Origin of the sequence: Cobetia sp. AM6 (assembly GCF_009617955.1) — a bacterium.
Taxonomy (GTDB): Bacteria; Pseudomonadota; Gammaproteobacteria; order Pseudomonadales; family Halomonadaceae; genus Cobetia; species Cobetia amphilecti.
In genome coordinates this window covers 3349177-3362579 of sequence record NZ_AP021868.1, presented here as the reverse complement: position 1 = coordinate 3362579, position 13403 = coordinate 3349177, and the positions used below count along the sequence as shown (strand labels likewise).

At 64.4% G+C, this 13403-nt stretch carries 10 protein-coding genes and 1 other RNA gene; all 11 read left to right on the top strand.

What is annotated here, in order from left to right; translation table 11 throughout:
- Nucleotides 1–131: 131 nt before the first annotated feature.
- Nucleotides 132–1295 (top strand): AbrB family transcriptional regulator, encoded by a 1164-nt coding sequence (locus tag CLAM6_RS14120; RefSeq protein WP_153636446.1) that lies wholly within the window; start codon nucleotides 132–134, stop codon nucleotides 1293–1295.
- 129 nt (nucleotides 1296–1424) lie between these two features.
- Nucleotides 1425–1521: signal recognition particle sRNA small type (gene ffs / locus CLAM6_RS14115), an RNA gene on the top strand.
- A 426-nt stretch (nucleotides 1522–1947) separates the two neighbouring features.
- Nucleotides 1948–4179 (top strand): DNA polymerase III subunit gamma/tau, encoded by a 2232-nt coding sequence (gene dnaX / locus CLAM6_RS14110; protein WP_153636445.1) that lies wholly within the window; start codon nucleotides 1948–1950, stop codon nucleotides 4177–4179.
- A gap of 181 nt (nucleotides 4180–4360) precedes the next feature.
- Nucleotides 4361–4693: a YbaB/EbfC family nucleoid-associated protein gene (locus CLAM6_RS14105; RefSeq protein ID WP_043333871.1), complete on the top strand. Its 333-nt coding sequence runs from the start codon at nucleotides 4361–4363 to the stop codon at nucleotides 4691–4693.
- On the top strand, nucleotides 4693–5319 hold the full coding sequence (gene recR / locus CLAM6_RS14100) for a recombination mediator RecR (RefSeq protein WP_043333870.1): 627 nt from the start codon (nucleotides 4693–4695) through the stop codon (nucleotides 5317–5319). Before CLAM6_RS14105 ends, recR begins: the two co-directional genes overlap by 1 nt.
- A 217-nt stretch (nucleotides 5320–5536) precedes the next feature.
- Nucleotides 5537–6718 (top strand): ribonuclease D, encoded by a 1182-nt coding sequence (rnd, locus tag CLAM6_RS14095; protein WP_153636444.1) that lies wholly within the window; start codon nucleotides 5537–5539, stop codon nucleotides 6716–6718.
- Nucleotides 6719–6834: 116 nt separating this feature from the next.
- The gene (locus CLAM6_RS14090) at nucleotides 6835–7191 is read left to right on the top strand and encodes a YcgL domain-containing protein (protein ID WP_240548620.1); all 357 of its coding nucleotides are present in this window, start codon (nucleotides 6835–6837) and stop codon (nucleotides 7189–7191) included.
- Between the two features lie 69 nt (nucleotides 7192–7260).
- The gene (locus CLAM6_RS14085; protein ID WP_054555633.1) at nucleotides 7261–7740 is read left to right on the top strand and encodes a YcgN family cysteine cluster protein; all 480 of its coding nucleotides are present in this window, start codon (nucleotides 7261–7263) and stop codon (nucleotides 7738–7740) included.
- Nucleotides 7741–8097: 357 nt separating this feature from the next.
- Nucleotides 8098–8748 (top strand): TetR/AcrR family transcriptional regulator, encoded by a 651-nt coding sequence (locus CLAM6_RS14080; RefSeq protein ID WP_172978716.1) that lies wholly within the window; start codon nucleotides 8098–8100, stop codon nucleotides 8746–8748.
- Between the two features lie 86 nt (nucleotides 8749–8834).
- Nucleotides 8835–10091 (top strand): efflux RND transporter periplasmic adaptor subunit, encoded by a 1257-nt coding sequence (locus CLAM6_RS14075; RefSeq protein WP_153636442.1) that lies wholly within the window; start codon nucleotides 8835–8837, stop codon nucleotides 10089–10091.
- Nucleotides 10092–10094: 3 nt separating this feature from the next.
- A complete protein-coding gene (locus tag CLAM6_RS14070; protein ID WP_153636441.1) occupies nucleotides 10095–13178 on the top strand; it encodes an efflux RND transporter permease subunit in 3084 nt (1027 codons plus the stop codon).
- The last annotated feature ends 225 nt before the right edge of the window (nucleotides 13179–13403 follow it).

The following is a 13403-nucleotide window of genomic DNA, read 5'->3' as shown; positions in this document are numbered from 1 at the left end:
CAGGCACAGGGCCGGTCTGCGACCTGCAATGGCCGCTTGAAGGCGCAATATTGCCTCAAACAGGCAGCCAATGGCGCTTGCGCCAGCGTATCATTGGTGGCCTGTTTCGTGTCGCTGACAAGGAAGCCAGCATGCCATCCGTTCCGCTATTGCAGCGCCTCAAGGCGCGCGCCTCCCGTCTCTCGCCAGCCCATTGGCTCACGGCTGTCACGTCGCTCAGGGCTGTCACGTCGCTCAAGGCTGCCACCTCGCTCAAGGCTGACGCGCCGCTCAGGCCGCTGCTGACCTCGCTGGCGCTGGGGGTGGTGGGCGGTTGGCTGTTCCAGCTCACCGGCATGCCGCTGGCGTGGATGCTGGGGCCGCTGGTCGCCAATCTGCTGGGCGCGATGGCCGGGCTGAAGCTTGGTGTGCCGGACCGGATGCGCAATCTGTTTCTGGGGGTGCTGGGTCTAACGCTGGGCGCGCGCGTCTCGCCGGAGCTGGTCTCGCACCTCTCCAGCTGGTGGTTGTCGGCGTTGTTGTTGCTGGCGGGGGTGTGGGCCTCGACGCTGGCCTGCGCCGCCTGGTATCGCCGCTGTGGTTTTGACGCCACCAGTGCGTGGTTCTCCTCGGTGCCCGGCGCGCTGACGGCGATGGTGGTGATCGGCGAGCGCATCGGTGGTGATCCGCAGCACATCGCGGTGGCGCAATCGTTGCGGGTGCTGCTGGTGATCATGATTCTGCCGCCGCTCTATTGGGTGCTGGAAGGCGCGGCGGGCACGCCCGGCATCGGCAGCGATGTGGCGGTAAGCGGCCTGTGGCTGATCGCGGTGCTGCCGATTCTGTTGCCCCTGGCCAGGCGACTGCGCATTCCCAATGCCTCGCTGCTGGCGCCGCTGTTGCTGGCGCTGGTGCTGTCGCTTGGTGACGTGGTGCGTTTCTCGCCACCGGTGTGGGGCACTGATGTCATGCAGCTGGTGCTGGGTTGCGCCATCGGGGCGCGCTTCAAGGGCCTTACGCCGCGGGTACTGGTCGGGGTGATGGGGCAGTCGGGCGTGGCGACCCTGATCTCGCTGTCGGTGCTGGGCTGTTTTGCCGAGCTGATCCATCAGCTGATGGGCGTGCCGCGTGATGTGGCCTTTCTTGCCCTGGCACCCGGCGGTATCGGCGAGATGGCGCTATTGGCGGTGGCGCTCGATCTCGACCCGATCTTCGTCGCCTTCCATCACCTTCTGCGCCTGATCGTCCTGATGCTGTTGCTACCGGTGATGGCGCGTCATTTCCGCCATCGCCGAGCGCGTGAGGCGACGCAATAGCCCGCGGCGTGATCTCCTCTTGTGAGGGCGGCGATGCGCTGTTATAGTGTGCGCCTTGATCACGCCAAGTGCTTGAAGTTCAAGCGATTGGCTCGGTAGTTCACCGAATGATCATATTTGTGGTGGCCCTGTCGGTCCTCCCGCAATGCTAGGCTGCAAACCCCGCCAGGCCCGGAAGGGAGCAACGGTAGTGGCTGACGCGTGTGCCGGGATGTGGCTGATGGGGCCGCCTCCATTTCAGGGCCCTGAAAGTGGCTGCTCGTGAAATGTCCGCATCATCCCGCCTGCTGTGCAAGGCTCCATCTCAAGTCCTCGCAAGCCCCTGTAAGCCCTTCGCTTTACGTTGCTTGAAGCTTTTCGCCACACCCTCGCTGTCTGAATCTGTCATCTCCTGCCTGTCCCGAGCCCCGCTTGGCGTTTCGTCGTGCCCGCAATTCGGGGGCGCATCACGCCTGTCATCCGGCCTCGCGCCCTCAATCCTGCTGCGCAAGTGGCATCGTGCTTTGAAGCCACACGGCAAGTCGCTAGAATGAGCGCATTCTCAGCGAGGCCTCGTCATCGGTCTCCGTCTGTCGACCGTCGGGGGTGAAGCCCAGCCGGGTCGTGCAGGTTTCAGCTCATGTTTCAGATCGCCCAAGGAATGCCCCGCTCAATGAGCTATCAGGTATTGGCGCGCAAGTGGCGCCCGCGCAATTTTCACGAACTGATCGGTCAGGAGCATGTCAGCCGTGCGCTGGTCAATGCCCTCGATCAGGGGCGCCTGCACCATGCCTATCTGTTCACCGGGACCCGCGGTGTCGGCAAGACGACGCTGGCGCGCATTCTGGCCAAGTGCCTGAACTGTGAAGAGGGCGTCAGCTCCAGGCCGTGTGGCGTGTGTGGCACCTGTCGCGAGATCGATGAGGGCCGCTTCGTCGACCTGATCGAAGTCGACGCCGCCTCGCGGACCAAGGTCGAGGACACGCGTGAGCTGCTGGACAACGTCCAGTACGCGCCGACCCAGGGCCGCTACAAGGTGTACCTCATCGATGAGGTGCACATGCTGTCGACCCACAGTTTCAATGCGCTGCTCAAGACCCTGGAAGAGCCGCCGCCCCATGTGAAGTTCCTGCTCGCGACCACTGATCCGCAGAAGCTGCCGGTCACCATCCTGTCGCGCTGCCTGCAGTTCACGCTCAAGAACATGCCGCCGGTGCGCGTGGTCGAGCACCTGTCTGACATTCTCGCCCGCGAGGAAGTCAGCTTCGAGGAAGACGCGCTGTGGCTGCTCGGCAAGGCCGCCGATGGTTCGATGCGTGACGCCATGAGTCTGACCGATCAGGCGATCGCCTTCGGCCATGGCCAGGTGCGGCGCGAAGATGTCGCCGCCATGCTCGGCACGCTGGATCACCGCCATGTGCTGGCGCTGCTGGAGTGTCTGGCCTCGCTGGACGCCGCGAGTCTGCTGGCGGAGGTCGCGACCCTGGCCGAGCAGGGGCCGGACTACGGCGGGGTGCTGGATGACATGGCGTCCGTCTTCCACCGTCTGGCGATCGCCCAGATGGTGCCGAGCGCACTGGACAACGGGCATGGCGACCGTGATGCGTTGCTGGCGCTGGCCAGCCGTTTCACCGGTGAAGACGTGCAGCTCTATTACCAGATCGCCCTTCAGGGGCGTGGCGACATGGCCAACGCCCCGGATGCGCGTACCGCACTGGAAATGACGCTGCTGCGCATGCTGGCCTTCCGCCCGCAGGGCGTGCCGCGCCCAGCGCAGACGCCGCTGCCGATGACCGGCCAGGCGGAGGGTGCGAACGCGCCTGGCGCTCAAGCCTCGGCGCCTGTCCAGCAAGCGCCTGTTCAGCAGGCTCCTGTTCAAGCAGCTCCGGCTCAGCAGGCTCCTGTCCAGCAAGCCCCGGCCCAGCCTCAGCAAGCGCCGGTGCCCCCGATGGCGCCCGCGCCTCAGCCTGCCGCACCAGTGGCCGCGCCAGCGACCGAAGCACAGCCGCCGATGGCCGACGAGCCGCCCCCGTGGGCGACGGAGGACGTTCCGCAGGACGCCCGGGATGCCGGCTTTCGCGACGTAGCGCAAGACGCGCCCCAGCCTGCGGCCGCGCCAGTGTCGGCGCCAGCGCCAGAACAGACGGCAGCTCCCGCACAGGCGCCCGCTGCGCCAAGCTCGGCGATGTCACGCCTGAGTGCCGCCTTCGGTTCCGCGCCAGCACAGCCAGAGGCTGCTGAGTCATCGGCACCGCAGCCCGCTGAAATGGCAGCGCCGAAAGCCGCTGAAGCTGTACCAGCAGCACCGCAGCCCGCTGAAGCAGTACCAGCAGCGCTAGAGCCCGCTGTATCGCCGTCGCCTGAGCCTGTCGTGTCTGAGCCTGTCGTGTCTGAGCCTGTCGCGTCCGTGGCAGCGCAACCGCTGCCGGAGCCTGCTCCCGCACCGGCGCCGGCGCCGGCACCCACGCCTGCGACTGCGCCGAGCGCCCCGAGTGCCGATGGTCGTTTGAATCACGCCGCGTGGCTGGAGCTGTTCCCCTCACTGGGGCTGGGCGGCATCACGCGCAATATCGGCGCGCATTGCCTGGTCGAGCACGATGACGGCACCCACCTCAAGTTGAGGCTGGACCCCGCCCAGTCGGCGATGATGGCCGAAGTCCATCAGGAGCGCATTCGCAAGGCGCTGGCGGGCCAGGGCGTGGAGCGTGTGCTGGAGATCAGCGTCGCGCCGCTGCCGGAAGGTCTGGAAACGCCGCACAGTCGTCGCATTCGTCTGTTGGGTGAACGTCATGTGCGCGCGGTTGAAGCCTTGCGTGCTGACCCGCATATCCAGTCCATGGAGCAACAGCTGGGCGCGCGTCTGATCGAGGAAAGCGTCAACTCCTTCGAGCCGGACGATTTCTGACGCTCTGGACAGTTTCGACCGAGCGTCGGCGGTGCCGGGCATCGCTTACGCTTTTCCGGATTCGCGGTGCGTGTGCCGACAAGGCACGCACACCACAGGCCGGAGGTGCCACGACATGGCACCTCCGCCAGACAGCATTTATCGTTAGGTCATGTTCAACACGTTATTGATGAGGTGAGCCATGTTCGGTGGAAAAGGCGGTATGGGTAACATCATGAAGCAGGCGCAGGAAATGCAGGAGCGCATGCAGAAGGTCCAGGAAGAAGCCGCCAAGGCGGAAGTCCAGGGCGAATCCGGCGCGGGCATGGTCAAGGTCACCATGAACGGTCGTCATGACGTCGCGCGCGTCGAGATCGATCCGAGCCTGATGGAAGAAGACAAGGAGCTGCTGGAAGATCTGCTGGCGGCCGCCGTCAATGACGCGGTGCGTAAGGTCGAAGTCAATTCCAAGAAGCAGATGGAAGAGGCGACTGCTGGCATGAACCTTCCGGCCGGCTTCAAGATGCCGTTCTGATGGGATTTTCGCCGCTGGTAGATCAGTTGCTGGATGCCTTGCGCGTGCTGCCGGGCGTTGGTCCGCGAACGGCACAGCGCATGGCGCTGCATCTGCTGGAGCGTGATCGCATGGGCGCCGACCGTCTGGTCGGCGTGCTGGGCGAGGCGCTGGAGCGCGTCGGCTATTGTGCGCGCTGCCGCACGCTGACCGAGGAAGAGGTCTGTCAGCTGTGCCTGAGTCCGCGGCGTGATGAGCGCGTGCTGTGCGTGGTGGAATCGCCCGCCGACCAGCTCGCCATCGAGGGCGCGGGAGGCTATGTGGGGCGCTATTTCGTGCTGCACGGCCATCTGTCGCCGCTGGATGGCATCGGGCCCGAGGATATCGGGCTGGATGCGCTGGAAACCCGCGTCCGCGAGAGCCAGATCGAGGAGCTGGTGCTGGCCACCAACCCGACGGTCGAGGGCGAGGCCACCGCACATTACATCGCCGAGCAGCTTCGCGATGTGCAGCACGGTGGGCAGCCGCTCAAGCTGACGCGTCTGGCCTATGGCGTGCCGATGGGCGGCGAGCTTGAATACGTCGATGGCGGCACGCTCAGTCGTGCCTTCAGCGGCCGTCTGCCGTTCACCCTCGGCGAGATCTGATGCGATGCCGGTGCCGACGCTGTTCGGCACCGGCATCAGGGCAGCTTCGGCTTCAAGGCAGCTTCGGTAGCAAAGCAACTACAGCAGCACGTCTGCGGGCGTGGTGGTCAGGAACCACCACGCCCGCGGTCGTTTACCGCCCGGTGTCTGGCGAGTGCCCGTCACCTTCAATTTCCGCTTGCCCGGGCAAGCCTGTCACCACGAGATTTCCTTGCTGATGAGTGATCAACCCGCCACCGCACTGCTGTCAGAACTCGATTTCGAGGCCGTCTGGGTCGAGACCCCCGAGGCGCTGGCCGCTGCCTGTTCAGAACTGGAAGGCGCCGATTGGCTGGCGTTGGACACCGAATTCATCCGCGAGTCGACCTTCTTCCCGATTCCGGCACTGGTGCAGCTGATGGCCGCCCGTGACGGCGAGCTGCCCGGTGCGGACGGCAAGACGCCGCGCATCTTCCTGATCGACCCCACGGTGGTGCCGGCCAGCGAGGCGCTCAAGCGTCTGCTGGGGGCAGAGGGTCCGCTCAAGCTGCTGCACGCCTGTGGCGAGGACATGGAAGTCTTCCTGCGCTGGGCGGGCGTGGCGCCGACGCCGCTGATCGATACCCAGATCGCCGAAGGCCTGACCGGCGGCGAAGCCTCGATGGGCTATCAGCGTCTGGTCGAGCGCGTGGTGGGCGTCACCGTGCCCAAGGAAGAGACGCGTTCCAACTGGCTCAAGCGCCCCTTGAGTCAGGCGCAGTGCGATTACGCCGCGCTGGACGTGCTGTTCCTGCCGCAGGTGTGGTCCGAGCAGCGTGATGCATTGCTCGAGCTGGACCGCATGACGTGGCTTGAAGAGGATTGCCGGGACCCGGGCAGCAGCGGCGGTGCCACGCCGGACCCGGAGTACTGGAAGCGTCATCGCAGCCTGTGGAAGCTCTCGCCGCGTGGCCTGGCCGCCTGGCAGGTGCTGTGTGACTGGCGCGAGGAGCAGATTCGTCTGCGCGACGTGCCGCGTTCACGCCTGCTGGCCGATGCGCAGCTGTTCGGGATCTGCGAGCGACTGCCGACCAATCGCTTCGAGCTGGCCAAGGTCGATGGCATGCATCCGCCGCAGATCAAGCGCCACGGGGACACCGTGCTGACGCTGCTCAAGGACGTGGCGATGATCGATGACAGTCAGCTGCCGCGCGTGCCGCCGTCGCCGTTGGCGCCGGAGTGGAAGAACTGCATGAAGCGCCTCAAGCGTGAGGTCAATGCGGTGGCCGAGGAGACGCAGCTCAAGCCGGAGATTCTCGGCAAGCGCCGTGACATGGAAGCGTTGGTGATCGCCGATTACGAGGGCGAGCCGCTGCCCTTGCCGCAGGGCTGGCGTGGTGAGCTGCTGGCCGCGCGCCTGGCCAAGGCGCTCGAGAGCTGACGCTCGCCGCTTTCGTGGGCCAGACTGCAAGGGGGCCTGCGCGAGGCTCGCGCAGCCTGGCCTGCCAGCAATACAGGTCAGAAACAGGCCAGAAACCGGTAGTGAGCTCTCGGGTCATGCCCGTGACGCGAGAGCTCGCTGATGCGCACAAGCGCTGCAAGATGATGGGTAGCCCGATGACAGACGACAAGATGATCTGCGAGATCTACAAGAGCGCCAAGAAGGACGAGATGTATCTCTACGTCGAGAAGGCGCGTGGACTCAAGGATGTGCCGGAATCCCTGCTGGGCATCTTCGGCACGCCGACCCCTTTGATGACACTGCTGATTCGTGCCGACAAGCCGCTGGCGCGCGTTGCCAGCACCACGGTGCTCGAGAAGATTCGCGAGCAGGGCTTCTATCTGCAGATGCCGCCGGCCAAGGAAAATCTCCTCAAGGAGATTGGCGTGACGCCGCCGGAAACGCATTACTGACGCCCTGTCCGGCAGACAAGACCGTACTGATGAAACGACCCTGCTGCCCGGCAGGGCGAGGAGAGCAAGATGAGCGATGTTCCGCAGCCTGACGGCGGAAAGCGTGAGCGTTTCTGGGAGCGCCACGCACTCTCGGAGCTGAATACCGCCGAGTGGGAGGCGCTGTGCGATGGCTGTGGCCAATGCTGCCTGCTCAAGTTCGAGGATGAAGACAGTGGCGATATCGCGGTACTCGATGTCGCCTGTCGTCTGCTGGATGTGCGCAAGGTCAGCTGCCGCGATTATCCCAATCGCGCCACGCGCGTGCCGGGCTGCATCCCGCTGGATGTCGAGACGGTGGGCAAGCTGCGCTGGCTGCCGGAAACCTGCGGCTATCGTCGCCTGAATGAAGGCCGTGAGCTGCCCGAATGGCACCCGCTGTTGACCGGGGATGCCAAGAGCGTCAAGCGCGCCGGGGTCTCGGTGTCACGCTTTGCCGTCTCCGAGGTATCGGTGCGCCAGCAGGACCTGGAAGACCACATCATCGCGATCATCGATCCCGAGAGCTGAGGCGTGCCGCGGGCGCGAGTCAATTTCAGGTGGATGCCTTTAGAAAGCGCAGCTCAATGAGCTGCGCTTTCTTGTTTCTGACATTTCGTGCCTGGCATTCCGTGCCTGACATTTCGAGTCAGGCATTTCGAGTCAGGCATTCAGTGGCCTTGTATTTGACGCCTCTGACCCTCAGTCACGGCTTGATCTGCTAGATACGATAATTTGCATAAGCTGATTTGCATGAGCTGATTTGCATGGCCGAGGCGCGTGCATGCACTCGGCCGCGCAATGTCTGGTTGTAAATAAATGAACGTTCATTTATTTTGTGAGGATTCGCTCAAGACCAGACCAGATCAGACCAGAGGCAGACGGGCCATGCGCCATCGTGATGAACACAAGCAGCAGGCGTTGCTGGAAGCCACGCTGCATGAGGTGGCCGAGCATGGTTTTGCCGTGACCTCCGTGGCGCGCATAGCGCGTGCCGCCGGCATGTCGCCCGGCACGCTCTATCTCTACTACCGTGACAAGGATGACCTGCTGGAGGCGACCTTTCGCGAGGTCAGCCGGCGCATCATCGCGGTCGCCATCGAGGCCTTCCAGGCCGAGCCGGCAGAGGCGTTCGAGGCTGAGCCGGCAGAGGCGTTCGAGGCCGAGCCGTCAACGCTGTCGCCGGCCGCCCAGCAGCTGAAGTCGGCATTGTGTCGGGTGTGGAATGCCCTGGTGGCGCTGGGGCGCCGTCAGCCTGCGTTGTTCCTCTTTCACGATCAGTTTCTGCACTCTTCCCATATGCAGGACGCCCTGAGGGTGGCCAATCAGGAGCGCGCCGCGCCCTTGCTGGACGCCTTCGCGCTGGGCCAGCAGTCCGGCATCCTCAAGCAGATCGATCTCGCCCTCATCGAGGTGTTCATGTTCCGGTCGATCTACAGCCTGCTGCAGGGCTCCAGTTGCCAGTTGCCGGCCATCAGTGATGCCAGCTTCGACCAGGCCTTCGAGATGGCTTGGGACGCGATCGCGCTTCGCCAGTGAGGGCGACTAGCCCCGAAGCGCGCACGCCGGACAGATGACAGATTTTCGCTTGTGCCATTTTATTCCAACGACTCAAGGGCCCGCTGATGAAACTTCGACCTGGTGCCAAGCCACACCTGCGTACTCCTTTCGCCTGGCGGGGAGGCCGCGTCCTTCAGCTGTTCGCCGGACTCGTGCTGGCCCTCGGGCTTGCGGCCTGCAGTGAGGAAGAGGCGCCGCTGGAGAAGCAGAAGGTGCATCCGGTCAAGTTGCTGTCGCTGTCGGATGAAGGCGGCGGTGTCATCCAGCGCTACCCCGGTGTGGTCGAGGCCTCGGAGCGCTCCAACCTGTCGTTCCGCATCGGCGGTGAGCTGCGCGAACTCAAGGTTCAGGCCGGTCAGGAGGTCGAGAAGGGCGAGCTGATCGCGCGTCTGGATGATCGCGATGCCAGAAGCGAGCTCAACAATGCCCGCTCCAGTTTCAATCTGGCGCAGGCGACCTACAAGCGAATGAAGTACTCGGTGGAGAAGGGCGCCATCAGTCGGGCGCGCTTCGATGAGGCGCAAGCCGAATTCCAGTCGGCGCAGGCCCAGTATTCCCAGGCGCAGGACCAGCTCAGCTACACCTATCTCAAGGCGCCCTATGACGGGGTGATCGCGCGCGTGCCGGTGGACAACTATCAGGTGGTCGCCGCCCAGGAAACCATCGCCGTGCTGCAGCAGCCGGGGCAGATCGACGTGATCTTCAACATGCCGGAGCGTCAGGTGCGCGCCATCGATCGTGAGCGTGCCGAGGCTGGGCGCCTTGAGGATGCCGCCCTGGCCTGGGTGCGCTTCGGCAGTGGCGAGTCGCGCTATCCGGCCCGTTACAAGGAGCACGACACCAGCGCCAGCGAGGGCTCGCTGAGCTATGAAGTCACCCTGACGCTGCCGGAGCCGCAGGACATCACCGTGCTGTCAGGCATGAGCGCCACCGTGGAGCTGGACATGCAGCAGCTGACGGCGGCGACCCAGGGCCAGTGGCGCGTGCCGATCGAGGCGGTGGTCACTCAGGAGGAAAGCCCGAACCAGGCTGTGGTGTGGCGCTATGTGCCCAAGGGCGGTGACGCCCAGGCGAGCGAGTCGATCAACAATGACGCCACCACGGATACCGGCTCAGACGACGGCAAGAGTGAGGGAAAGCAGCAGGAAGCTGGCGCCCAGGGCACCGTCGAGGCCGTGCCGGTCACGGTACTGCAGGCCACCGGCGAAGGGCTGGTGATCACGGGAGAACTGAGTGCCGGTGACCGTCTGGTCACGGCGGGTGCCAGTCGCATGGAAGCCGGGGAGCCTGTGCGTCCCTGGGTCAAGGAAGCGGGGCTCTGATCCATGGTCGATTATTTCCTGAGACACAAGGTCATCAGCTGGATGGTCGTGCTGCTGCTGTCGGTGGGTGGCGTGACCTCCTTCTTCGGCCTCGGCCAGCTGGAATTTCCCGAGTTCACCATCCGCAACGCGGTGGTGATTACCCAGTATCCGGGCGCGACACCCAAGCAGGTGGAAGAGGAAGTCACGCTGCCGCTGGAGAAGGCGATCCAGCAGATTCCCAATCTCAAGCGCGTCAGCTCGGTCAACAGCTCCGGGCTTTCCCAGATCACGCTGGAGCTCGAGAGCAGCGTGCGCGAAGGCGAGATGCAGCAGTACTGGGATCTGCTGCGCCGCAAGATCAATGACGCCCAGTCGAGCCTGCCGCCCGGCAGTGGCTCCTCGATCGTCAATGATGACTTCGGCGATGTGTTCGGGCTGCTCTACAACCTGAGCGGCAAGGGCTATTCGGCGCATGATCTCGAGGACCAGGCCGACTTCCTGCAGCGCGAGCTGACGCTGGTGGAGGGGGTCAAGAAGGTCTCCATCGTCGGCGCGCGCAGCGAGCAGGTCATCGTCGCGCTGGATCGTGATCGCATGCAGGCGCTGAACATCTCGCCGGATCAGCTCGCCAACCTGCTCAATGCCCAGAACGTGGTCGGCGACGCCGGACGGATCCGTCAGAACGGCCTGTCGCTGGAACTGCAGCCAAGCGGCGAGTTCCAGAGCGTGCAGGACCTGGAGCGTCTGGTGGTCGGGCGTCCCGGCAATGGTGGCCTGATTCGTCTCGGCGATATCGCCTCGGTCAGCCGCGAGTACACCGAATCGCCGTCGCGTCTCTATCACACCGATGGTGAGACGGCGCTGTCGCTGGGCATCTCGTTCGCCTCTGGCGTCAATGTGGTCGAGGTCGGTGCGCTGGTCGACAAGCGTCTTGGCGAGCTTGAGTCGCGCATGCCGCTGGGCATGGAGCTGACCACGGTCTATCACCAGCCGCAGGTGGTGGATGAGGCGGTGTCCGGCTTCTTGATCAACCTGGCCGAGGCCGTCGGCATCGTGATTCTGGTGCTGCTGGTATTCATGGGCGTCAAGAGCGGCGTGCTGATGGGGCTGGTGCTGTTGATCACCATTCTCGGCACCTTCGTGATGATGTCGATTCATGGCATCGAGCTGCAGAAGATCTCGCTGGGGGCCTTGATCATCGCGCTGGGCATGCTGGTGGACAACGCCATCGTGGTCACCGAGGGCATGTTGATCGGCCTCAAGCGCGGCAAGACCAAGCGCCAGGCCGCCTTCGAGGTCGTCAACCAGAACCGCATGCCGCTGCTGGGGGCCACGGTGATCGCGATCACCGCCTTCGCGCCCATCGGTCTGTCGCCGGATGCCACCGGCGAGTTCGTCGGGTCATTGTTCTGGGTGCTGTGCTACTCGTTGCTGTTGAGCTGGATCACCGCCCTGACGCTGACACCGTTCTTCTTCGACATGTTCTTCCGCGAAGCGCGGGAGACGGCAGGCAGTGACACGGACGAGAATCAGGAGGAAGACCCCTATCGTGGCATCATCTTCCGTGGCTTCCGCAGCCTGCTGAGCTGGGCGATTCGCCTGCGCTGGCTGACCCTGGGGGGCGCGGTGGCGTTGCTGGTGGCGGCCGTGATGAGCTTCGGGCAGGTCAAGAATGCCTTCTTCCCGGATGCCTCGACACCGCTGTTCTTCGTCGATGTCTGGATGCCGGAAGGCACCGATGTGCTGGCGACGGAAGCGCGCATCGCCGATCTTGAGCAGCAGGTGCTCAAGATGGACAAGGTCAATCATGTCACCAGCGTCACCGGCGGGGGCGCCCAGCGCTTCACGCTGACCTACTCGCCGGAAGACAGCTACGCAAGCTTCGGGCAGCTGATCGTCGAGACTCAGGACCGGGCCAGTCGCGAAGCGCGCATGGAGGAGGTGATACGCCTGGTGCGCGCCGAGTATCCTGAAGTCGAGTACAAGGTGCAGGCGTTGCAGGTCGGGCCCTCGGCCAAGGCGAGTCTCGAGGCGCGCCTCTACGGCGAAGACCCCGCAGTGCTGCGTCAGCTGGCGGGCAAGGTGCGTAGCGTCTTCGAGGAGGAGCCGCTGGCCGACAGCATTCGTCTGTCATGGCGCAATCGCGTCAATCGCATCGAGCCCGAATTCCTGGATGATCAGGCGCGGCGTGTCGGCGTGACGCGTGACTCGCTGCATCAGGCGCTGCTGATCAACAGCGACGGCGAGAGCGTCGGTGTCTATCGCGAAGGCTCCGAGCTGATCCCGATCCTGCTGCGCGGTGAAGAGCGTCAGCGCTTCGATCTCGACACCCTGGCGAGCCTCAACGTCTGGAGCGATGAGCAGGAAACCTACGTGCCGGCGGGCTCGGTGATGGGGCCGCTCGAGACAGAGCTGCGCGACCCGCTGATCAAGCGTCGCGATCGTCAGCGCATGCTGGCGGTGTACGCCGAGCCGATGCCGCTGTCCGGCGAAACGGCCGCCAGCGTGCTGGGGCGTATCCGTCCCAAGATCGAGGCCATCGAGCTGCCCGAGGGCTATCACCTGGAGTGGGGCGGCGAGTACGAAACCTCATCCGAGGCTCAGGAGGCGCTGTTCTCCTCGCTGCCGATGGGGCTGCTGGGCATGTTCGTGATCACGGTGCTGCTGTTCTCCAACCTGCGTCAGGCGCTGGCCATCTGGTCCATCGTGCCGCTGACGCTGATCGGTATCGTCAGTGGTCTGATCGTGTTCGGCGCGCCGTTCACCTTCATGGCGCTGCTCGGCACCTTGAGTCTGATCGGCATGGTGCTCAAGAACGCCATCGTGCTGGTGGAGGAGATCAACGTGCAGCTCGATGAGCAGGAGGATCGCTTCCAGGCGGTGGTACAGGCAGCTGTCAGTCGTGTGCGGCCGGTGTCGATGGCGGCCATCACCACCATGCTGGGCATGATTCCGCTGTTCCCGGATGCCTTCTTCTCGAGCATGGCGGTGGTGATCGTGTTCGGGCTGGGCGTGGCGACCCTGCTGACGCTGGTGGTGCTGCCGGTGGCGTACTGCGCCTTCTTCCGCATCCCGACCGGCAACAAGTCCATGAAGACATCCTGATGTGATGATCCTGATGTGATGAGAATGCGGTAATCTTGGTCTGCGCAGTCGCGGCCACCCACACCATGACGCCCGATGACAGTGCCTTTGTCATCGGGCGTCATGGTGTGGTTCGTGCTCGCTATCCTGCGTGAGGGGCATCGCCGCAAGCCCCTTTCCGTTACACTATGCGCCGCCGGTTGCGAGTTGCCCGGTCGCAAGTGTTGCGTCAGTCGAATCCTATCG